Below are 22,537 nucleotides of genomic sequence, written 5' to 3'. Positions count from 1 at the left end.
GCGATGACGATTCATCATCACCGGTGGGACGGTGTGACGCGCTTTCGGAAGGAGCAGCTGGGGTCTGGCGGGGCGCATGCACTACGGCGAGAATGTTCGTCGACCCGCCTCGCCGAGCTCGAAGGTCAGCTGGCGGCACTGATATACGGTCGGCGCGCTATCGACATCGAGATCAACAGGGAGAGTTGTGGTCTGGGTTCCTGCTACGACGAGGGTGTGCACCGTGCCCTGATGCGGCGCGCGACCAACGAACGCCGCATCGTCGAGGTCGCCACCGAGATGGCCGAGATCATGAGTCGGCCACCGGAGTCATTGCTGCGCAGTACGTTACGACGCCACATCGTCATGCCCGGCAGCACGGTCGACGTGTATTTCGGGGCCGACCCCAGAGACGTAGAACGATTGGTGATCGGGCCTGCGCGACCGGGCGGCACCGATCGGTGTTCGACGCAGTCGCCGCTCGGGCGGGCATTGCTGGGAAGGCGTGCCGGCCAGACGGTGCGCTATCGGTGTGCCGATGGGCGTGATCACGTGGTGACGATCGTGCGGCTGGCGTGAGGAGCGGCCGCGGTGTGCGTTCAGGCAGCCGGGGGCTCGGATCGTCCACGCCATTGAGGCAGCCGCGGACGGCGTTGCCCGGCGAGGACGGTGTGGGTGCGGCCTTTCGGTGGTCGACCGTCGAAGCGTCGGGTCAACCAGCCGACCGCGACCGGACCCGACAGCGGCAGCAGCGTGTAGTGCTCGCTGATCGGGTCACGCATGTAGGTCACGGATGTCCCGAGGTCCCGGTACCGTTCGACGAGCCGGTCGATGTCGTCGATGCCGATGATCTCGTCGTGCACGGCCTGCACCACCAGAAGCGGCACGGACGGTGCGTGGCTGCCGAGTTGGAGATCGTTCATCATCTCGACCATCTCCGGGGTTGCCAGGATGTCGGCCAGTGGCCTGTCGAGATAGTCGTCGATCGACTGGTGACCGAACCGCCGCACCGCATCCACGGTGTGCATCTGCTCGATCTCGTTCAGCTCCTGTCGCCCTTGTTCGGTGGCGTGCTCGGCGATGAGCCGGTCGAGCGCCGGGTACACGCGTCGCAGGCCGGCGATCGCCATGATGGGCAGACCGGAATGGAACCCGCCGTCGAGGCGGAGCAGAGCCGACCCCATATCGCCCACGGGCGATCCGAGAACGGCCCCGACGATGTCGAGCTCAGGTGCATAGGTCGGCGCCATCTCCGCGGCCCACGCGGTCGCCATACCGCCGCCCGAGTACCCCCACAGTCCGACGGCGGTTGCGACGTCCAAGCCGAGCTCGGAGAACGACAATGCGGCACGAATACCGTCGAGCGCCCGATATCCGGGCTCCCGGGGCGCTCCCCAGGCACCGAGCATGCCTTCGTGATCGGGGATGGACACCGCCCAACCCTTGGCGAGCGCACGACGCACCACCACGAACTCGAACGGGGCGATCGCCCGGGCGGATTTCGCACCCTTCTGCAGGGCGTACGACGGGAAGCACCGGCAGGTGACCGCGTCGATCGCACACTGGAAGGACAGCAAGCGAGGTGCACTGGTCGCGGCCTTGCGGGGCAGGACGACCGTGGTCACCGCGATGGACGGCAGCCCGTTCAGATCCGTCGACCGATAGGCCAACTGCCACGCGCGGCTCCGGTGATGCGACGCCCAGAAGTCCTTCAACTCCACCTGACGGGACCGGATGATCTCGCCCGGCGCCAGCGAATCCAGATCCGTCGGGATCGCATAAAAGGGATCGGCCGACGGCAGCTGGGGAGCCGTCGTCGGAACGTTCATCGACGTCATTGTCGTGTCAGTCACCATTTCACCTCAGTTCTGTCCATCAGAACGTCAATGAGTCGGCAACAATTCCTCACGCGATGAACGCGGGGTTGTTGTGCCTGGACGTCGGGTCAGGCGCCGCTGGCGATCAGGAGGCCGAGTTCGGCCCGGTCGGTCACGTTGAGCTTCATGCAGGCCCGATAGATGTGGCCCTCGACGGTGCGCACCGACACCGTGAGGCGGTCGGCGATCTCGCGGTTCGACAGGCCCGCGGCGACGAGATTGGCGATCTCGCGTTCGCGGGCGGTGATGGGCAGCGGCTCGTCGGCGTCGATCAGCGCGGGTGTCACCAGACCGCCGCACTTCGCGGCGAGGCGATGTGCGATGACCGCGGCGCGCGACGCCGCCGACCGGTCGTCGTCGTCGCCGTAGGCCGACGCCGCCTGCGCCGCGGCGTCGGCCGCCGACACCAACGCCCCCAGGGACTCGAAGTCGGTGCTGCACTTCTCCAATTCCGCGCCGTCCTTTGCCGCGGCGGCGGCGGCGTGGCGCGCATACAGCGGGGTGAGCTCACCGTCGACGATCTCGGCAAGCTCGGCGAGTCGCTGCGCGCCATCGGTTTCCCCGATGCGGGTGAGCGCGTGCAGGGCCTCGCTCTCGACCGCCCACTGCGACGACGCGCGCGCCGACTCGGCGGCGGCGCGCCACGCGGCGATCGCATCGGATCGCACGCCCTCGGCCGCCGAGATCCAGCCCTCCGCGATCCGTAGGGCCGGATCGAACACGGCGACAACGGGTTGCATGGCCGAGCGCGTGAGCGCCGCGACCTCGCGAGCCTGACCCGCCTGTCCGAGGAGCGCATACGCCACAGCGAGCAGCAGGCGCGATGGAAAACGCCAGGCCGCCAGGGACTCCGTGGTGATGGCGGCGGCCGCCTCCTGCAGGGCGGAGACCGCCACGTCGAGCCGGCCTCGGTTGACTGCGACGAAGCCGCGCAGGGTCTGCGTCATGCCCCACGCCAGATACTGTCCGGGAGAACGGAATTCGGAGAACCGCGCAACGCACGCATCGGCGGCGGAGAAGCGCCCGGCAAAGACGTCGGCCTGCACCTCGCCGAATGTCACCGAGTACGAGAGCAATCCGTCGACGCTGGACGGGACCGCGACGGTGGCCGCGATGGCCGCGACCTCGTCGGCCCGGCCCATCAACGCGAGCGAACGCTCCGCGGCGAACGCGGCCCAGAACCGGGCGATCGGCGGCGCCTCGGGGTCGTCGATCACCCGGCGGGCACGCTCGGCGGCTTCCTCGATCCGGTTGGCGTGCATGGCACGAACCGTGTCGACGGCCTCGAGCACCGAGACCAGCATCGGGGTGTGCACCCGCTCGCGCAGCATCTGCATCATCTCGTCGGCCCGTCGGTGATCTCCTTCGGAGAACACAAAATTGGACATCCGGGTGGCCCCCCACCGCAGCAATCCGATCTCGTCGAGGTCATCGGGGGACAGCGTGGACAGCACCCGTTCGACGTCGGCCGGCCGGCCCTGCCACAACAGGGCACGGGCCAGGACGTCGGCGGTGTCGATGGTCGGCTGCCGATCGAACGCGGCCTGCGCAAAGCGTTCTCCTGCAGCGATATCCGAGAGCCCGATCGCGACACGCGCCGCGTCGGTGAGCGCGCCGACCCCCACGTCCTGATCACTCTCGAGGGCGAGGTCGGCCAGGCGCATCCGCTCGTAGTCCGTCTCGACGCGGCGGTCGAGCATGGCGCTCACCAACTGCCCCCTCAGGCGGCGGGCTCGGACGCGGCCGAGTCGGCGCCGGACGACCTCGCCGAGCAGTGGGTGGGTGAACTGCACGGTGAACCGGTTGCCGCCGCGGGAGATCCGGATGAGTTCGCGTTCCTCGGCGTCGTCGACCGATGCCTCACCGGCCAGCGTGCACAGCAAATCCAGCTCGATCGGTTCGCACAGGGCGAGCAGATCGAGCAGACCGATGACGCTGTCCGGCAGTCCGACGAGGCGATCGCCGAGCAATGTCGCGAACTCGGAGGTCACCGTGGTGTCGCCCCGGAGTTGCCAGACACCGTTGCGCGAGCGCAGATTGCCGGCCTCCACCGCACCGTCGACCAGGTGCCGCAGGAACAGGGCGTTGCCGCCGGAGGCCTCCCACATGAGTTCGGCCGAGAGCCCCTCGATGTGCCCGCCGAGCGCCCGCTCGATCAGTTCGACGCTCTCCTCTTTGGTGAACGGCGATAACTCGATTCGTCGGAGGTAGCCGTCTTTCCACAGTGAGGTGACGGCGTCCGGGAGCACTTCGCCACTCCGGACGGTCGCGACGATGCGGGCATCCCGATCGATCGCGAGTTGGTGCAGGAGGGTGGCCGAGAGCGGATCGAGCAGGTGCGCGTCGTCGACACAGAGCACCAGCGACTGCTCGGTGAGCAACGATTCCCGCGCTGCGGACAGGACGCCGATGGTGTCGCGGGCGGCGGCGGGCGACACGACGTTGGCGAACGCGCCGAGCGGGATGGCCCGGGCCGATTCGGTGCCGACCACCCAGCGCACACCGTTGAGCGGGGCGGTCACCTGACGCGCGAGGGTCGTCTTGCCGACGCCGGCAGGCCCGGTGAGTACCGTTCCGCAGCACGGGGGGTCCGCTGCGCCCAGGGTGGACTTGATCGCCTCGAAGTCGTCGTGGCGCTCCACCAGTGGCCAGGTCAGGGACATTGCCCCAGTTTACGGCCATCGTGTGGTGCCGATCACCCATACACGGTCGTCCGGACGATCGGTCAGTCCCCGCGCAGGTGATCGACCTCGTTCAGCGACAACACCTCGCGATATCCGTCGGGTTCGGCCAGCACCCGGGAGACCGACGTGTAATACGGGTCGGTGAAGAACATCCGCGGCACACCCAGCACCTGCGAGAGGTAGGCGTTGATGACTCCGCCGTGGCAGACGACCGCGACGGCCTCGTCCGGATCGGCTCCGATCAAGTCGTCGATTCCGGCGGTCACGCGCGCCCGAAATGCGAGGGGGTCGAAGGTTCGGTGGGCGATATGGCCTGCGTTCATGTCGTCGAGGAGTGCACGACGATCGGTGTAGGCGGTTGTCGCGAGCCCATATTCGGCCCAGCCGTGGTTCATCTCGACGAGCCGCTCGTCGGTGGTCGGTTCCAGCCCGACCGCGGCGGTGACGGCGCGCGCGGTCTGGATCGCGCGGCGCATCGGGCTGCTCGCGATGCGCCCGACGGTGCCATAGCGGCCGTCCGCGATCGCGGTGGCGAGCCGTACGGCCTGATCCTCGCCTTCCGGTGTGAGGTCCGGATTGGCGGCACCGGATGGATCGGTGACGTGGAAGGGGCGGGCGTGACGGATCAGCAGCAACTCCATGGGTTCAGTTCACCGCATCGCAGCGAGGCCGCTCGCGGCGGTCCGGTCAGGTCGTTCCGGTCAGGGGCCGACGACGGCGGGGCCGAGGAGTTCGCACGCCGTGAGCGCCAGGGCGAGGTCGAGGCGGTCCCGTTGCCGCGGCAACTCGGCGAGCGCCTTGCCCACGCGGTACTTGACCGTGTTGCGATGGAGGTTGAGTCGCTCGGCGGTGTGCAGGTGACTTTCCTTGGTGGCGTAGTAGACCGACAGGGTTTCGCGGAGCATGGCGGCGGTGGGGGTGTCCTCGGCAAGAGGCCCGAGGACGTCGTGTACCCACACGCGGGTGGCGTCGAGGTCACGGGCGAGCAGGGATATCACCGCGATTCCACGGTCGCCGAATCCGACCACCTGCCCGGCGCCGCCGCCCGGCCCGATCGCCACGGCGTAGGCCGCTTTCGCTTGCTCATGGGATCGGCGGAATCCGGGACCACCGTGCCCCGGGAAGCCCAGGGCGACAGAGAGTTCCGCCGGCAGCTGGGCGTCGCGGCACACCTCGAGCGCCTCGACGTCACGTATTCGCCTGGCCAACGGAATCCAGACGTACACGGTGGACCGATCGATGGCGGTCACCATCGGTGGCCCGGTGGCGTGCAACCGGGCGGCCAGGCTGCGGGCGGTCCTGTCGAGGACGCTGAGTCCGCGGGGGCTGTCGTCGGCCGTCCACAGGATCGTGGCCAGATGCTCCTGGTCGAGGCGGTAACCCGTTTCGGTCTCGAACTCCCGCGTGTCGGCATCGGGCGATTCCAGGAATCGGTGGATCGTCGAGGACAGCACGTTGCCCTCGGCGCCGATCCATCGACGGCGTTCGTTTTCGTACGCCTCGAACACGTACAGCGTGATCCAGTCGATGTAGGCGAACATGACGTCGGACACGTGCCGGGTGACCGCCATGGCCTCGTCGGCGGACAGGTGCAGGTCCTCGATCAGCCCGTAGCACAGCAGCATCACACTGTTCTGCCCGAGATGGTACGCACGTACCAGTGAGTTGGACGGAACGTCGCGCTGTGCCAGACGGAGTGCGTATTCCACTGCGGCGGTGGTGGGTTGGAGGTGATCGATCGGTATGTCGTTGGCCAGCACGTGGATGATCGTCGAGATGTTGCCGTGCACGCTGGCTTCCAGCATCTCGACGAGTCTCGGATCCGAGTCCAGTTGGTCGATCTCACGGGCCATCATCGCGGACAGGTCGGCGACGAGCCGGTCTTCCTGCTCGCGCAGCCGTTTGGCGATGAGGGCGACCGTGTCGAGCAGCGCGGTGTCTGCCGCAGCGGGAACTTGGGCGAGCCGATCGCGGGCGGCGGCGCCGAGGTCGGGCGGGTCGGTGATCATCGTGGGCCGGGTTCCGGCGGTGCCGTGGGCGGGGGTTGCGTTGCTGTGGGCGGGGTTCGGGTTGCTGCCGGTGGGCGACTGTCGAGGTAGCGCAGCGCGGAGGTGGCGGCGTGGTGACCGCACAGGCCGTGGACACCGGCACCGGGCGGGGTGGCCTGCGAGCAGATGTACACGCCGTCGACACCGATCGAGTACGGATCGAGCGCGAGCCGTGGCCGCAGCACCACCTGGAGTCGGTCATTGGCACCCCCGATGATGTCGCCGGCGGCGAAATTCAGGTTGGCGGAATACAATTGGCCGGTTCCTGTGCTGTGGGTGGCCACCACGCGGTCACGGAAGCCGGGGGCGAATCGTTCGATCTGGGCGACGACGGCATCGGTGGCGTCGCCGTCGAATCCGCCGGGCACATGCGCGTACGCGTAGATCGGGTTGATCGAACCGTTGCTGCGCGTCGGGTCCGCGATGTACTGCTGGCCGACGAGAACGAAGGGCCGGTCGACCATGCAGCCCGCGGCGCGTTGTCGTTCGGTGTGCGCGATCTCGCCGAAACCGCCTCCGAGATGGACGGTTCCGGCGCGTGTACAGTCCGGGTTGGTCCACGGGATGTCGCCGTCGATGGCGAAGTCGACCTTGAATGCCGAGGAACCGACCCGATAACGCCGGTACGACCGTTTGATCCGGGAGGGCATGGTCTCGCCGTAGATGGACAGCACCTGCGCCGGAGAGAGATCGAGCAGCACCGCGTCGGCGTCCGGGATATCGCTTCTACCGCTCACCCGTATCCCGGTCTCGATCTTGCCGCCGGCATCACGCACCGCCGCCGCGGCGGCCGCCGTGATGGCGCCGGAACCTCCCTCCGCGACCGGCCATCCGAAGCGGTGCCCACTGGCCGCGATCATCAGGCCCAGCGACCCGGCCAACGGACGGTCGAGGCGCGAGTAGAGATGTGCGGCGATTCCTCCGTAGAGCGCCCGGGCCTTGTCGGTACGAAAGAACCGGGCCAACACGGTCGCGGGCAGCACCGCGCGGGGCCCGAAGGCGGCGAGCCGGATCGGATGGGCGGGCACGTTGAGGATCGGACGCAACAGATCGTGACCGAGGTCGTCGAAATGTGCTGCGAGGTCCCCGAACATCATGCGCCACCTCGTGCCGTCGTCGCCGAGTCCGGCGGCGGTGGTGTCGATGGACTGGTACAGCAGACCGGCCTCGCCGGAGTCGAGGGGATGCGCGCAGTCGATCTCGGGCCATCGCCAGGTCAGGCCGTAGCGTTCGAGTCCGACCTCGGCCCAGAACGGTGAGCCGACGCCCAGCGGGTGGAAGGCCGAGCAGTGGTCGTGGATGACGCCCGGCACGGTCAGTTCACCGGACCGTGCGCCACCTCCGACCTCGTCGGCCGCCTCGAGCACCGTGACGTCGACACCCGAGCGGGCCAGCCGCAGGGCGGCGGCGAGCCCGTTGGGCCCGCCGCCGACGACGACCGCAGTCGTCACTGCTGCACCTGATCGGTGATTCCCACGGAACGCATCTTCGGTTCGGCCACGACCTCAGGATCTGTCAGCGCACGGCGGGCGTCAACGTCGAGGGTCTGGTCCACCTGGAAGGGGATGGGTCCGTTGGGCAGCCACGGCTGCTCGTCGATGGCATCCCGAACCCGGTAGGTGCCGGTTTCGATCACGCCGAGGGCGGCGTCGATGACCTTGAACCGCTGGGTGCCCTTGTGGATGGGCTGGGATTCGATCCACGCGACGGTGAACTCTCCGGGTGCGAAGTTGCAGCGTCGCTGCAGTGCCGCGATCATCTTCTCGTCGTGCAGGTGACCGTCGCCGAAGTTGAAGGCCACAAGCGAGTTACACGAGAACTCGGCCTCGCGGAGGGTGTAGGTGTCGATGTCGTCGCCGAGGTGCCGCAGCATCAGCGAGAACAGCGCCCGGCCCTGGCTGTGCATGGAACGCCACGCCATCATCTGATGCATCACCACATCGGCGACCTCGGGCTCGTAGGACGTGAGCAGCTGGGTGCGGGTGTTCTTGGCGCCCCGGACGACGAACTGGTCGAGCTTGTCCTCGGCGCCCGGCGCGAATGCCCAGGTGGCCGATGCCCAGTTGCCGGCGTACTGCCGCATCGACGGCAGGAAGGACACGAGGTCGGGACGCAGATTGCCGAGCACCGGGAAGAAGCACAGCGCTGCAGCGATCGCGAGCATGGCCCACGGCATCGACGTGTCGAAGACGCCGTACCCGTTCCAGTTGGGGAAACCCCAGAACAGGAAGATCGCGGCGTACGCGAAGAGCAGGTTCCATTCCAGCGGCACCGCGAGCGGGAAGGTCGACAGGATGAACAGGTGGAAGCACACCATCAGGGCGACCGCGAGGAGGCTCAGGGTGCGGTTGGTGGAGAACAGCAGCACCAGGGGCGTGGCGATCTCGACGATCGTGCCCAGGACGTGCCCAACACTGCCGGCCAGCTTGGACGGCCGCATGTCCTCGGGGAAGTTGCGGTAGTGCATCCGCTTGATCTTCTTGCTGCCCAGCCACGGAGTGTTGGAGATCATCGGCGGGATGACCATGGAGAAGTGGTGGCCCATCTTGGAGACACCGGCCCCGACCCACACCGTCACGATGAGGAGCTTGAGGGCGATGACCATGTCGACGAACGGCAGGAAGCCGAAGAACACCAGCGCGGGCAGATACTGCTCGGAGCGGGCGGCGATGAAGATCACCTTGTCGCGCAGGCCGATTGCGATCAGCAGTGCGATGAGCGGATACAGCAGAACGGGATTCACCAGGCCGTGATTGTCGGTCATGGCCGCGTCGAGGGACTCGCTGTTCATCCCGGGCATCGCGATCGCGACGACGAGGTTGATCAGGATCGCGACGTAGATGGCGATGTCGACGGGAGTCCGGCTGTCACCCTTGGTGAAGGGCACCTTGTCCGGCCATGGTGGGAGGCGAATCGTGTTGGGCCGCAACCAGTAGAGCAGGCCTCCGGTCATCGGTTTGAAATGTCCGGCGAGTGGTCCCCACGATCCGCCGAGGCCGAGGATCTCGACGAGGACGGTCCAGAGTACCGCTTTCTGGTACACGATCGGCTGATTCCACCACTCGGTCACATGGAGTGGGTTGAGGCCGGAGGTGAGGGTGGCCAGCGTGATGCCGACACCGGCATAGAAGACGAAGACCTTCACCAGATAGATGACATGCACCATCTTGGGTGTGCCGAAACCGTACTCGGCCCAGTGGGCGCCGAGGACGCGCATCCGGTCCAGGAAGGGTTTGTCGAGGAAGGTTTTCGGATCGACGGGTGGGAAGTCGGGTTGGGTGAATCCCATTGGAGTGCTCCGTTTCTCGTACGTCAGTGAACGGGGATGGTGGTGGTGAGCCGCAGGGCGGGCTTGTCGATCTTGCCGACCGGATTGCGGGGAAGGTGGTCGACGATGTGGATGGTGGTGGGCTGCTTGTTCCTTGCTATGCGGACCGAGAGATGGCCGACCAACTCGTCGGCGGTGATCTGCTGGTCGGGGTAGGCGACGACGAACCCGACGGGCACTTCGCCGTATAGGTCGTCGGGTGTGCCGACGACCGCGCATTCGAGAACTGCGGGGTGGGTGGCCAGCGCGTTCTCGATCTCCTTGGGGTAGAGGTTTTCTCCGCCGCGGATGATCATGTCCTTGATGCGGTCGACGAGGGTGAGGTAGCCGTCGTCGTCGAGCCGGCCGACGTCGCCGGTGTGCAGGCGTCCGTCGACGATGGAGGCGGCAGTGTCGGCGGGCCTGTTCAGATAGCCCCGCATGACATTCGGGCCGCTGATGACGACCTCACCCGCTTCGCCGGTCGGCAGCTCCTGGCCTTCCGCACCGACGATGCTGATGTGCTGACCGGGCAGGGCGGGGCCGACGGTGCCGAGTTTGCGGACACCGTCGATGGGATTGCACGCCGACGCACATGTCCCTTCGGTGAGTCCGTACCCCTCGACGATCGGGATGCCGAGGGTCTGCTCGGCACGGTCGAGGAGTTCCTTGGAGATGGGCGCTGCGCCGCAGATCGCGAACCGCAGGGACGCAAGGGTTTCCGTTCTCACGGCGGGCTGGGAGATCACGATCGCATAGATCGTCGGCACGGCGGAGAAGTAGGTGGGCTGCAGCCGGTCGACGTCATCGAGGAACCGGGAGGCGGAGAACTTTCCGGTGATGGACAGTTGGCCGCCGGCAAGCATCGGCGCGAGGAAGCTGACGCAGATGGCGTTGACGTGGAACAGCGGCAGGATGAGGAGCGCGTGGTCGGATGCGGTGAGCGAACAGTGTTGCACCATCGCCGATCCCATGTAGTGCAGGTTGGCGTGGGTCAGTCGAACGCCCTTGGGACGGCCCGTGGACCCGGAGGTGTAGATGAGCAGTGCGTCGTCGTCCGGGGTCGGTGCCGCGGGCGGTGCCCAGCTCTGGCTCGGAATCGACGCAAGGTCGTCCACCGACAGGTGAACCCGCGCGGCGGCGATGTCTGGTCGATCTCCGACGACGACGCGAACGTCTGCATCGTCGAGCTGATACCGGGCCTCGGCCGCGGTGAACGCGGGATTGACCGGGGTGGCGATCGCGCCGAGTCGCCATGCCGCCATGATCGCGATCAGCAGCTCGGCGCGGTTGGGCAGGAACGTCGCCACCACGTCACCGCGTCCGACACCGAGGTCGGTGAACTGCTCGGCGACGGCCTCGACTCGCCGCGCGAAACCGGCGTAGTCGAATTCGAGGTCGTCATCGCGAACGCAGGGGGCCGATCCCCTGTCGGCGAGATCCCAGGCGAAGTAAGTCGAGGTCACTGTCACAAGCCCTTTCGTCGTAGCTCGTCAGCCGTGGCTGTGAGCTATGACACTAGGGCTGCTCCGTCGCAGGTGAAACGGCCTGGCGGGCCAGAGTTCGGGACCGCGATTGTGCTGCGAGGACAAAGGTCGGACGCGCGGTACCTCGCAGCGGTCTCCTCAGTTGCCGGGCGGGTCGAGGATGCCCTTCTCCTCCAGCACCGCGACGATGCGGGCGGCCAGCTCCTCGATGTCCTGGTCGGTGGTGTCGAACCGGAGGTCCGGGTCGGCGGGCTTTTCGTAGGGTGCGTCCACCCCGGTGAGGCCCTTGAGCTCACCGCGTCGGGCGCGCTCGTACAACCCCTTGGGATCGCGGCGTTCGCACTCCGCGACCGGGGTGGACACGTGCACTTCGATGAACTCCAGGTCGGCCGCCCGGTGCAGCGCGCGGGCGATCTCGCGGTCGGAGCGCAACGGGGACACCATCGACGCGATCGAGACCACGCCGGCATCGGCGAACAGGCGCGCGAGATGTCCGACGCGCCGGATGTTCTCGGCCCGATCGCCCGGTGAGAAGCCGAGATCGTCGGAGATGCCGTGCCGGATGTTGTCGCCGTCGATGAGGTAGGCGACTCGTCCGCGGCCGACGATCTCACGTTCCAGTGCCACGGCGACTGTGGATTTGCCCGAGGCGGGCAGGCCGGTGAGCCACACCGTCGCACCACGCTGGCCGGTCTTCTGCCACCGTTCCGAACGGCCGAGAGAGCTCGGATGCCACTTGATGTCGTTGCGGGTTGCCTTGCCGGGCACCACTTCCCGCGGCTCGGTGATGGTGCCGGCGCCGACGGTGTCGTTGGTGGACTCGTCGATCAGGATGAACGCGCCGGTATCCCGGTTGTCCGCATAGCGATCGGCCACCACCACCGAGGAGGTGCGCAGCGTGATGGTCCCGATGTCGTTGAGGCCCAGGCTGCTTGGTCCGACCTGCTCGATCAGGGTCTCGGGGTCGAGCCGACGTTCCAACGATTGCACGGTGGCGCGCACGGTGGTCACGCCGTGCTTGAGGGCGACCCGGTCGCCGGCGTGCAACGGGTTGTCCGACAGCCAGCAGATGGTGGCGTCGAGCTCGCGCGCGAGCACCGGGGTGTGCGCGGAATCGGCGGCGCTGACGATGACGTCGCCGCGGCCGACGTCGATGTCGTCGGCGAGTTCCACCGAGATAGACAGCGGCGCAACGGCGAACTCACGGTCGTCGTCGAGGGTGTCGAGACCGGTGACGATGCTCGAGGTGCCCGATGGCAGCACGGTGACGGCATCCCCGACGTGCAGCCGCCCGGCGGCGAGTCGTCCGTAGTAACGTCGCCGATGGCCCGCCGTCGGCCGTGACACCCACTGGATCGGCAGTCGCAGTTCGTTGGTGGTGGGCGACGGTGCGACGAGTTCCACATTCTCGAGATACTCGAGCAGCGTGGGACCGCTGTACCAGGGGGTGTTCGCCGAACGGTGGACCACATTGTCGCCGTGCTTGGCAGCAACCGGAATGGCCGGGATGCCGTCGATACCGATCTGTGTGGCAAGTTCTTCGAGGTCCGCCTCGATCTCGGCGTACCGCTCCGCCGAGTAGTCGACGAGGTCGATCTTGTTGATCGCGGCGATCACCCGCGGCACCCCGACGACGGTGGCGATCCGCGCGTGCCGCCGGGTCTGCACCTGTAATCCGTTGCGCGCGTCCACCAGAAGGACCGCGACGTGTGCGTTGGACGCCCCGGTGAAGGTGTTCCGGGTGTAACGCTCGTGCCCCGGGGTGTCGGCGAGCACGTAGTTGCGGGTATCGGTGGAGAAGAAGCGGTAGGCGACGTCGATCGTGATGCCCTGCTCGCGTTCGGCACGCAGACCGTCGGAGAGCGCGGCGAGGTCCGCGACGCCCTCGTCGTCGGTGACCGCGTCGAGGTGATCGGTGGGCAGGCTGCCGGTGTCGTGCAGCAGCCGGCCGATGAGGGTGGACTTCCCGTCGTCGACGCTGCCGGCGGTGGCCAACCGGAGGATCTGGCGCCGCGGCGACGGTGTTGTGATGCTGCCGAATTCGGGTGAAATGACGGTGGTCATCAGAAATATCCTTCGCGCTTGCGGTCTTCCATGGCGGCCGATGAGGTGCGGTCGTCGGCGCGGGTCTCGCCCCGCTCGGAGACCGTCGCGTCGGAGATCTCGGCGATGATCTCCGGGATGGTGGTGGCGCGGGAACGGACGGCACCGGTGATGGTGAGGTCGCCGACGGTGCGGTAGCGGACCCACTCGGTGCTGACGTCTTCGCCGTCCCGCGGCCGACTGTAGGGCGACACGGCGAGCAGGATGCCGTCGCGGTCGAACACCTCGCGTTCACCGGCGTAATAGATCGACGGCAGTTCGAGGTTCTCGAGTTCGATGTAGCGCCAGATGTCCACCTCGGTCCAGTTGGACAGCGGGAAGACCCGAACCGATTCGCCCCGGCGGATGCGCCCGTTGTAGAGCGACCACGGTTCGGGGCGTTGGGCGCGGGGATCCCACTGGCCGAACTCGTCGCGGAAACTGAACACGCGTTCCTTGGCCCGGGCACGGTCCTCGTCGCGACGGGCGCCACCGAACGCGGCGTCAAAACGTCCGGCCTCCAACGCATCCAACAGTGTGCGGGTCTGCAGGCGGTTACGCGACCCGGACGGATCGGTGGACTCGGCGACGCGACCGGAATCGATGGAGTCCTGTACCGACGCCACGATCAACTTGATGCCGTCGGGATTCTCGGCGTTCGGCGCGACCCGGCGGTCTCGGAACTCGATGACCTCGTCGAAGTTGTGTCCGGTGTCCACGTGCAGGATCGGGAACGGCAGTGGACTCGGCCGAAACGCCTTCTCCGCCAACCGCAACAGCACGATCGAGTCCTTGCCGCCGGAGAACAGGAGCACCGGCCGCTCGAGTTCGGCGACCACCTCGCGGATGATGTGCACCGACTCGGATTCGAGAATCCGCAGTGCGGCAACGTGTTCGATGTCGGGGGTGGGTGCGTCGGTGATGATCGGTTCGGCCGTCATTGGGGGTATCCGTTCCGGGCGGCGTCGGCGCGGTAGCGCTCCGCCCATTCCTTGGATCGTGCGTTGGACTGGGGTTTCAGTGGCGGCGGGGGCGCGAGGTCGGGGTCTTGCCCGATGGCCTCGAGGACACCTGCGGTGGTGGCGGTGGGGTCGGAGACGAGTTTGCCGAACGGCACCTCGAGCGGTGTGATGGCCTCCTTGCGAAACCACCTGCGCCAGCTGCGGTCCTGGTCCAGCAGGATGGCGGCGAGATGCGCGATGCCCTCCGCGCTGTAGACCGCGCCGTCGTCGCTGCCGGCGTGCACCCCGTCCTCGTCGCGCCAGACCCGTGTCTGTACCGCACGCCACATCGAAACGGCTTGTGGCACCACGTCTTCCCGGTAGACGTGGACGTACACCGGGTCGACGCCGTCGAACAGGCGGTGGATGGCGGTGCGTAACCGTCCGGAGCCGACCCGGGTGCGGGCGATCAGCAACGACGTCTGATTCCACATCAACTTGCCGCCCCACACACCGTTGGGAGAGCGGCCGTGGTCGAGGACGTCGGCCATCCACTCGTCGCTGTCCCGGGTGTCGACGATGCCGCGGTCGATGGGTGCGAGCAGACCGAGGATGTCGGGATCGGTGACGCCGATGAACCACTCACGCGGCTGCGGCGCGAGCGACGACGTCGTGAAGTACTGGAAGAACTCCTGCGGCTTGCCGGCGACGCCGGTGGCGGCCAACGACTCGACGAGCAGCGTGCTGCCGCTGCGCTGGCTGGCGCACACGAGGTAGTTCGAAGCGTCGGGCATGCGGGCCAGTGTAATGACCGAAAAACATGCTGCAACCTGGGGATTTACGCTCAGATGGCGCAAAACCTTGACGGTCTCGGACGGGTGTGTATCGGGATCTGGCTCAGGCCGGATGGTCGTCGTGCACGGTGCTGATCTCGCCGTGCAACTCGCGCCGCTCCCCGCGTGGACGGCGCGACGGCAGCGCATCCTCGCCGGGCGGGGCAACCTGGGCTTTCGCGAAGAAGTCGGCCATGAATCGCTCGGCGACGGCGGTGCCGTCCCGCTCGTCGGGAATGACATCGTCGGTGCGTGTACGCCATTCGTCGAGGACGGACGCCAAGTGCTCCCGGACGTCGGCGTACGCCGGGTCGTCGGCGAGATTGTTCAACTCATCGGGATCTTTAGTCAGGTCATAGAGTTCGTGGCGCGCGCGGGGGTCCTCGGTGGCATGAGGGTCGACGGACTTCGCGGACAGGCTGTCGGCGATGTCGAGTGGCAGCAGCAATCCCGGTCGCTCCGCGTAGTTCTCGATGTAGCTGAACTCCTTGCTGCGCACCGCGCGGATCGGATCGAAGGCGTCGTGGTAGGTCTTCTCGGTGAAAACCTCTGTGCGAACCGTATTTTCGGTCTCTGATAGCCATTCGTCGGCGTGCGATGCGCCGTCGAGGCCCGCGGGTGCGGGCACCGACAGGAGCTCGAGCAGGGTGGGTGCGAGGTCGACCCCGGAGAAGAGGTCGTCGTAGGTCCGGGGTCCGACGCGACGGCGGGTGGGTGGGCGGACGATGAACGCGATTCCGGTGCCCTCGGCGTACAAGGTGGATTTGGCGCGCGGGAATGCCAGGCCGTGATCGGTGAAGAACACGATCCAGGTGCTCTCGTCGAGGCCGAGTTCGGCGACGGTGTCGAGCAGCCGCCCGACCGCGGCGTCGGCCTGCGTGATGCTGCCGTAGAGCCCGGCGAGGTCCTCGCGGACGTCGTCGGTGTCGGGCAGGAACGACGGCACACTGACTGTCGACGGATCGACGTGTTTGTACTGATCGGCCGGATAGGGGCGGTGCGTCTCGAAAAAGCCGGCGGTCAGCAGGAACGGGCGTTCGTCGGAGGCGGCGACGTGGTCGCGCAGCCAGTCCTGCGAGCGGGCGACCACGTAGTCGCAGAGCGAGTCGGAGACGTCGACCATGTCGAAACCGATGCTCGTGGGATCGGCGCTCTCGTGCTGCATACCGAACAGCACGGTGCGATAGCCCACATCGGAGAGCAGCGCCGGCAACGTGCGCACGTCACTGCGGTATTCGAACCCGTGGTGGGCCAGGCCGACGAGCCCGTTGCGGTGCGGATACCGGCCGGTGAACACCGAACCCCGGGCGGGCGAGCACAACGGCGCCGTCGAATGGGCATCGGTGAAGCGGATGCCTTCGGCCGCAAGCCCGTCGAGGGTGGGGCTCTCGACCCCGTCATGGCCGTAACACGCGAGGTGGCGCCCGAGATCGTGCCAGTGGATGAGGATGACGTTTTCGCGGGACGCGGCACTGTTCGACGAGTCGGTATCCGCCGCGCCAGGGGTTTTCGTCGTCGGCATTGGTCCATGATGCACGACTGGTCAGGCCATGCAAGGTATTCGACCAGCCAAAGTCTTGAACTTGAACTCATCCTCAACTACAGTTCTCGCGGAGTGATGCGGGCCACATGATGTGCGCCCGCTGTCGACACATCGATGTGGAGGACTGATCAATGAGCACCGTCAACACCGTCACCGGACCCGTCGACTCCGCCGACCTCGGCAGCGTGCTGTGCCACGAACACGTCTTCGTGCTCGGCGAGGAGTACCGGGAGAACTACCAGGACGACTGGGACGAAGAGCAGAAGATCGCCGACGCGGTCCGGGATCTGACCGAGCTCAAGCAACTCGGTATCGACACGATCCTCGACCCGACCGTCCTCGGCCTCGGCCGCTACATCCCGCGTATTCAGCGCATCGCCGAGCAGATCGCCCTCAAGATCGTGGTGGCGACCGGGCTGTACACCTACAACGACATTCCGTTCCAGTTCCACTACACCGGTCCGGGACTGCTGTTCGACGTGCCGGAACCCTTGGTCACCTTCTTCACCAAGGACCTCACCGAGGGCATCGCCGACACGGGCGTCAAGGCCGCGTTCCTCAAGTGCGCCATCGAGGAGCAGGGCCTGACGCCCGGCGTGGAACGGGTGATGCGTGCGGTCGGTCAGACCAGCGCGCAGACCGGGGCGCCGATCACCGTGCACACCAATCCCCACACACAGTCCGGGCTTGTCGCACAACGGGTCCTGAAGGAGGAGGGGGCCGATCTGACCAAGGTGGTGATCGGGCACTCGGGTGACTCGACCGATCTCGACTACCTGATGCAGCTGGCCGACGCCGGCTCGATCCTGGGCATGGACCGGTTCGGTCTCGACGTGCTGCTGCCGTTCGAGGACCGCATCAACACCGTTGTCGCGCTGTGTGAGCGGGGATATGCCGATCGGATGGCGTTGGCCCACGACGCGTCCTGCTTCATCGACTGGTTCTCGCCGGAGGCCAAGCAGCAGGCCGTGCCGAAGTGGAACTATCGGCACATCAGCGAAGACGTCCTGCCCGCGCTGCGCGAACGTGGCGTGACCGACAAGGACATCGACATGATGCTCGTCGAGGTCCCGCGTCGCTACTTCGAGTGATTTCTCCCATCCTGTAACGGTTTTCGATCAAGGAGCACCATGGCCAGCACCGTCGCCAAGATCTGGGCCTTCGCCGACGACACTCCCGACCGCATCGCCGTCACCAGTGGCGATCGGCGTCTGACGTATGCAGAACTACGTGAGAAGATCGCGCGGACCGCCGCCTGGTTTGCCGAACTCGGTGTGTCCGAGGGAGATCGGGTGCTGTTCATCGCACCGTCGATACCGGAGTTCGTGATCACCTACTACGGCGTGCAAACGCTCGGAGCCACGGCGATCACGATGAACGTCATGTCGACGTCACCCGAGATCGACTACGTACTGCACGACTCGGGCACATCGATGGTCGTCGCCTGGCAGGAGTGCGCCGAGAATGCCCGGCGTAGCGCGGAGTCCGCAGGTGTCCCGTTTGTCGAGATCGGGCCGTACGAGGCAGCCGATCATCTGCCGGATCCCGTTCCGTCGTATGCGGATCGGTCCGAGGATGCCGTCTCGGTCATTCTGTACACCTCCGGCACCACCGGCCGTCCGAAGGGTGCCGCACTGACCGTCGGCAACATCAACGCCTGCCCCGTCGCATTCCGGACGTTGATGGCGGTGACCCCCGACGACCGCTGGGCCACCGGCCTACCGCTGTTCCACGTGTTCGGTCAGGCGATCGTGATGAACGGGGCACTGTCCCAGGGTTGCAGCCTGTCGCTCATCAACCCGTTTGTGCCACAGGCATTCTTGGACCTCCTGCGCGACGAGAAGATCACCATCGCCTGCGGTGTGCCGACCATGTGGAATGCGATGCTCCAAGTGGCCGAAGGGTATTCGCCCGACGACTTCACCTCGCTGCGGCTGTGCGGCTCGGGCGGCGCCGCACTGCCGGCCGAGGTGATCCGCGCATTCGAGGAGAAGTTCGGCTGCAAGATCCTCGAGGGATATGGACTCACCGAGACCTGTGGCGCGGCAACGTTTCACAATGTCAACGGACACCCGGTGGTCGGGACGGTCGGTCCCGCGTTGCCGGGTACCCAGGTGCAGGTGCGGGATTCCGACGGATCCGTGGTGGACACCGACGTCGTCGGAGAGATCTACATCAAGGGTCCGACGGTGATGCGGGAGTACTGGAATCGGCCCGACGCCACGGCCGCCGAGTTGGTGGACGGCTGGTTCAAGACCGGCGACCTCGGTGCGCTCGACGCCGACGGTAATCTGCGCATCGTCGACCGCGTCAAGGATCTGATCATCCGCGGCGGCTACAACGTCTACCCGCGCGAGGTGGAGGAGGTGCTCTACACGCACCCCGACATCGTCGAAGCCGCCGTGATCGGAGTGCCCGACGATCACTACGGCGAGGAGATCGCTGCGGTGATCGCGCCTCGGCCCGGCGTGGAGATCGATCCGGATGCGTTGCGGGAGTGGACCAAAGAGCGGTTGAGTGCGTACAAGGTGCCACGGATCTATCAGTTCGTCGACACCCTGCCGAAGGGTGCGACGGGCAAGATCCTCAAGCGGGCGATCGATCGGGAAGGGCTGGGGAAGGTCGCGCACTGAGTTGGTCTCCACCCCCGCTGATCGAGTAAGGCACCGAGCGCAGCGAGGCGCCGCATCGAGATCGTCAGCAGGGCAAGCGGTCTCGATGCGGTCGTCGCAAGCTCCTCCCTTACTCGACCAGCGGTGGGAGCGCGGATGGGAGCCCGGTCGGCCGGGTCAGCTGGGGCGCCGGAGTCCGATCGCGTTGACCCAGAGGCGGGTGGCCATGAAGACGAGGTCGTCCATGCTGTCGTCGCCGTCGTCGAGGGCGAAGGCGTGATAGGCCATGCGCGAGACCATGCCCGAGAGGGCGCTGGCAGCGCCGAGGGGGTCGATGTCGGGGTCGGCGACGCCCCGGGACTGGAGGTCGCGGATGAGGCGGGCGTTGCGTTCGACGAAGACGAGGCCGCGGCGTCGTCGGCTCTCCCGGAAGTCGGGACTCAGGCCGGCGACCTGTTCACGCACCAGCATCAGTTGGGCGTTGCGTTTGTACGCCTCGAAGTAGGCGCGGTTCGAGGCCTCGATGACGGCGGTGGGGTCGTCCTCGGATGCGGGTTCGACGTGCGGCAGGCCGGGGTGGAGCATGTCCTCCTGGGCTTCGGCGAGCACGGCGTCGAGGATCTCCTCCTTGCTGTCGAAGTAGGTGTAGAAGGATCCGGTGGCGCAGTTGGCCTCGGCGGTGATGTCCGTCAGGCGTGCGGCGTGGAAGCCGTCGCGCTCGAACACCGTTCGCGCCGCGGTGATCAACGCGGTGCGGGTGCGTTCACCTCGTGCGGTGAGCGGCGCCTTGGTGGTGCCACCGGATTCCTTCGACATCGTTCTATAGTCCCGCCTCGTCGGCGATCGCGACAGCCCGGGCGATGAGCGCGTCCGCGTACTCGGGCGTGGGCACGCCATGCGCGGCCCGATTGGACGGGTTGTCCTGCGCTCGCCGCAGGATGCCCTCGATGATGATCGCGATCTTCCACAGCCCCAGGGCGTGCCAATAGTGCAGGGCCTGCGCGTCGCGCCCGGTCTTCTCGAGGTAGGACGCGGCCATCTCCGCGCGGTCGGGAAACCCGTCCATGATCTCCACAGGGTCGCCGAACAGGGTCGCGTCGGTGCGCTCCGGCCAGTAGGCGAGGGTGCTGCCGATGTCGGCGAGCGGATCCCCGAGTGTCGACAGCTCCCAGTCCAGCGCGGCGATCACCGAGCCGGTCGCCGGGTCGACCATCACGTTGCGGAGGTGAAAATCTCCGTGGACCAGAGTGGTCTCGTGCTGCTCGGGGATGTTGGCGGCGAGACGTCGGGTCAGGGCTTCGAGTCCCGGGTTGTCACGGGTCTTGGAGTGTTCCCACTGAGCGGTCCAGCGCTTGAGCTGCCGTGGGGCATAGGGCTTGTGGCTGGCCAGGTCGTCGAGGCCCACCTCGGTCAGGTCGACGGCGTGAATGTGCGCGAGCGTATCGGTCATCGACATGCCGATCGCGTGGCGGATCGACGGCGAGAGTGGTTCTGCTGCGGCGGGATCCGTCATCACCACACCGTCGACGTACTCCATCGCGACGATCGGCACCGGGCTGATCGCCACATCGGTACAGACACCATAGATCCTGGGTGCCGGCACGTCGGTGTCTGCGAGCGCAGCCATGATTCGGGCCTCCCGGGTGACGTCGTGCGCCGACGCCAGCAGGTGACCGACCGGCGGGCGGCGTAGCACCCACCGTTCGCCCGATTCGTCCTGCACGATGTAGGTCAGATTCGATTGGCCGAATCCGATTCGGGTGTAGGTGATCTGGCCGGCCGGGGTCAGTCCGACGGTGGCCAGCCAGTCGACCAGCGCCGCCATGTCCGTCTCCGGGATGGCGGGCGCCATCGGCTGTGTTTGTGCGTTCACCGGGAGATCAGTGCCTGATCCGAGACGCCCGCAACGGTTTCGGGCGCCGCGGAACCTTTGCGGTAGGGCCGCAGCTCGCGGCGGGCGATGGCCCGCTTGTGCACCTCGTCTGGTCCGTCGGCCAGGCGGAGTGTACGAATGTGTGCGTATGCCATGGCAAGTGGGAAGTCGTCGGTGACGCCGCCGCCGCCGTGCACCTGGATCGCGCGGTCGATGATCTTGAGCGCGATGTTCGGTGCGGCGACCTTGATGGCGGCGATCTCGGTGGCCGCCGCCTTGTTGCCGACGGTGTCCATCATGTAGGCGGCCTTCAGCGTCAGCAGTCGCACCATCTCGATGTCGATGCGCGCCTCGGCAATCCAGTCCTGGATGTTGGCGCGTTCGGAGAGCGGCTGGCCGAAGGTGACCCGGCTCGACGCGCGGGCGCACATGAGTTCCAGCGCCCGCTCGGCTGCGCCGATCGTGCGCATGCAGTGGTGGATGCGGCCCGGCCCCAGCCGCGCCTGCGCGATGGCGAACCCTTCGCCCTCACCCTTGAGGACATCGCTGGCCGGCACCCGTACGTTCTCGAAGAGGACCTCGGCGTGGCCCTCCCGGTCGGTGTATCCGAAGACCGGCAGATTGCGGACGATGGTGACGCCGGGGGCATCGGTGGGCACCACCATCATCGACTGCTGGCGATGCGGCAGCGCGGTGGGATCCGTCTTGCCCATGACGATGAACACCTTGCAGTCGGGTCGCATGGCGTTGGAGGCGAACCACTTTCGTCCGTTGAGGAGGTACTCGTCGTTCTCGTCGTCGCGGACCATCGAGAGTTCGATGTTGGTGGCGTCCGAGCTTGCGACGGCCGGCTCGGTCATCGCGAACGCGGAGGCGATCTCACCGTCGAGCAGGGGGGTGAGGTAACGCTCCTTGTGCTCCTGATTGCCGAAAAGGGTGAGCACCTCCATGTTTCCGGTGTCGGGGGCGTTGCAGTTGAACACCTCCGACGCCCATGTCACGCGGCCCATGATCTCGGCGAGCGGCGCGTATTCCAGGTTGCTCAGCCCCGGTCCCCACTCGGGGTGCGGGTGGAAGAGGTTCCACAGGCCCGCGTCCTTGGCTTTCGCCTTGAGCTCCAGCAGGATTGCCGGGGTGGCGTGCGGGTTGTCGGACTCGCGCATCTGCTGCTCGTAGACCGCCTCGTTGGGGTAGATGTAGGTGTCCATGAACTCGAGCAGCTGTGCGCGGTATTTTTCCGCGCGCTCGGTCGGAGTGAGCAGATCCATCGG

Annotated in this window: 17 protein-coding genes; 3 read left to right on the top strand and 14 right to left on the bottom strand. The window is 66.9% G+C overall.

The window, feature by feature from the left end; genetic code table 11:
- Positions 1 to 231: 231 nt before the first annotated feature.
- Positions 232 to 558 (top strand): GreA/GreB family elongation factor, encoded by a 327-nt coding sequence (locus ACWDTI_RS04545; protein ID WP_449736838.1) that lies wholly within the window; start codon positions 232 to 234, stop codon positions 556 to 558.
- A 20-nt stretch (positions 559 to 578) separates the two neighbouring features.
- Here the strand turns inward: ACWDTI_RS04545 and ACWDTI_RS04540 are convergent, their stop codons facing one another.
- From ACWDTI_RS04540 to ACWDTI_RS04490, 11 genes are all read right to left on the bottom strand, one after another.
- Positions 579 to 1,808: a lipase family protein gene (locus ACWDTI_RS04540; RefSeq protein WP_449736837.1), complete on the bottom strand. Its 1,230-nt coding sequence runs from the start codon at positions 1,806 to 1,808 to the stop codon at positions 579 to 581.
- A gap of 116 nt (positions 1,809 to 1,924) precedes the next feature.
- Positions 1,925 to 4,519: a LuxR C-terminal-related transcriptional regulator gene (locus tag ACWDTI_RS04535; protein WP_449736836.1), complete on the bottom strand. Its 2,595-nt coding sequence runs from the start codon at positions 4,517 to 4,519 to the stop codon at positions 1,925 to 1,927.
- Positions 4,520 to 4,581: 62 nt separating this feature from the next.
- Complete coding sequence (locus ACWDTI_RS04530; RefSeq protein WP_449736835.1) at positions 4,582 to 5,181, bottom strand: histidine phosphatase family protein; 600 nt, start codon at positions 5,179 to 5,181, stop codon at positions 4,582 to 4,584.
- A gap of 60 nt (positions 5,182 to 5,241) precedes the next feature.
- Positions 5,242 to 6,549 carry a PucR family transcriptional regulator gene (locus tag ACWDTI_RS04525; RefSeq protein ID WP_449736834.1) on the bottom strand — a complete coding sequence of 436 codons (1,308 nt, stop codon included), beginning with the start codon at positions 6,547 to 6,549 and terminating at the stop codon, positions 5,242 to 5,244.
- Positions 6,546 to 8,039 carry a phytoene desaturase family protein gene (locus ACWDTI_RS04520; RefSeq protein WP_449736833.1) on the bottom strand — a complete coding sequence of 498 codons (1,494 nt, stop codon included), beginning with the start codon at positions 8,037 to 8,039 and terminating at the stop codon, positions 6,546 to 6,548. Before ACWDTI_RS04520 ends, ACWDTI_RS04525 begins: the two co-directional genes overlap by 4 nt.
- The gene (locus tag ACWDTI_RS04515) at positions 8,036 to 9,877 is read right to left on the bottom strand and encodes a DUF3556 domain-containing protein (RefSeq protein WP_449736832.1); all 1,842 of its coding nucleotides are present in this window, start codon (positions 9,875 to 9,877) and stop codon (positions 8,036 to 8,038) included. Before ACWDTI_RS04515 ends, ACWDTI_RS04520 begins: the two co-directional genes overlap by 4 nt.
- Before the next feature lie 23 nt (positions 9,878 to 9,900).
- Positions 9,901 to 11,361, bottom strand: a complete 1,461-nt coding sequence (locus tag ACWDTI_RS04510) for a class I adenylate-forming enzyme family protein (protein WP_449736831.1) — start codon at positions 11,359 to 11,361, stop codon at positions 9,901 to 9,903.
- Between the two features lie 159 nt (positions 11,362 to 11,520).
- Positions 11,521 to 13,446, bottom strand: coding sequence for an adenylyl-sulfate kinase (gene cysC, locus ACWDTI_RS04505; RefSeq protein ID WP_449736830.1), 1,926 nt, complete (start codon positions 13,444 to 13,446; stop codon positions 11,521 to 11,523).
- The gene (cysD, locus tag ACWDTI_RS04500; RefSeq protein WP_449736829.1) at positions 13,446 to 14,405 is read right to left on the bottom strand and encodes a sulfate adenylyltransferase subunit CysD; all 960 of its coding nucleotides are present in this window, start codon (positions 14,403 to 14,405) and stop codon (positions 13,446 to 13,448) included. Before cysD ends, cysC begins: the two co-directional genes overlap by 1 nt.
- Positions 14,402 to 15,199, bottom strand: coding sequence for a trehalose 2-sulfotransferase (stf0, locus tag ACWDTI_RS04495; RefSeq protein ID WP_449736828.1), 798 nt, complete (start codon positions 15,197 to 15,199; stop codon positions 14,402 to 14,404). The genes cysD and stf0 overlap by 4 nt, the downstream gene beginning before the upstream one ends.
- Positions 15,200 to 15,302: 103 nt before the next feature.
- Positions 15,303 to 16,760, bottom strand: a complete 1,458-nt coding sequence (locus ACWDTI_RS04490; protein WP_449736827.1) for a sulfatase family protein — start codon at positions 16,758 to 16,760, stop codon at positions 15,303 to 15,305.
- 152 nt (positions 16,761 to 16,912) lie between these two features.
- Between ACWDTI_RS04490 and ACWDTI_RS04485 the strand changes: the two genes are divergently transcribed.
- Together ACWDTI_RS04485 and ACWDTI_RS04480 are read left to right on the top strand one after the other, a co-directional pair.
- Positions 16,913 to 17,872, top strand: a complete 960-nt coding sequence (locus ACWDTI_RS04485) for a phosphotriesterase family protein (protein WP_449736826.1) — start codon at positions 16,913 to 16,915, stop codon at positions 17,870 to 17,872.
- Between the two features lie 39 nt (positions 17,873 to 17,911).
- The gene (locus ACWDTI_RS04480) at positions 17,912 to 19,414 is read left to right on the top strand and encodes a class I adenylate-forming enzyme family protein (protein ID WP_449736825.1); all 1,503 of its coding nucleotides are present in this window, start codon (positions 17,912 to 17,914) and stop codon (positions 19,412 to 19,414) included.
- A 156-nt stretch (positions 19,415 to 19,570) separates the two neighbouring features.
- Here the strand turns inward: ACWDTI_RS04480 and ACWDTI_RS04475 are convergent, their stop codons facing one another.
- The 3 genes from ACWDTI_RS04475 to ACWDTI_RS04465 are packed head-to-tail and all read right to left on the bottom strand — an operon-like array spanning position 19,571 to position 22,534.
- The gene (locus ACWDTI_RS04475; protein WP_449736824.1) at positions 19,571 to 20,209 is read right to left on the bottom strand and encodes a TetR/AcrR family transcriptional regulator; all 639 of its coding nucleotides are present in this window, start codon (positions 20,207 to 20,209) and stop codon (positions 19,571 to 19,573) included.
- Positions 20,210 to 20,213: 4 nt separating this feature from the next.
- Positions 20,214 to 21,245 (bottom strand): phosphotransferase family protein, encoded by a 1,032-nt coding sequence (locus ACWDTI_RS04470; RefSeq protein WP_449736959.1) that lies wholly within the window; start codon positions 21,243 to 21,245, stop codon positions 20,214 to 20,216.
- A gap of 17 nt (positions 21,246 to 21,262) precedes the next feature.
- Entirely contained in the window at positions 21,263 to 22,534 is a 1,272-nt protein-coding gene (locus ACWDTI_RS04465) for an acyl-CoA dehydrogenase family protein (protein ID WP_449736823.1), read from the bottom strand.
- Positions 22,535 to 22,537 lie beyond the last annotated feature (3 nt).

The sequence above is a fragment of the Gordonia sp. NPDC003424 genome (genome assembly GCF_053588655.1).
The sequence above is the reverse complement of the archived record's forward strand: the minus strand, read 5'-3'. Positions and strand labels throughout refer to the sequence as shown.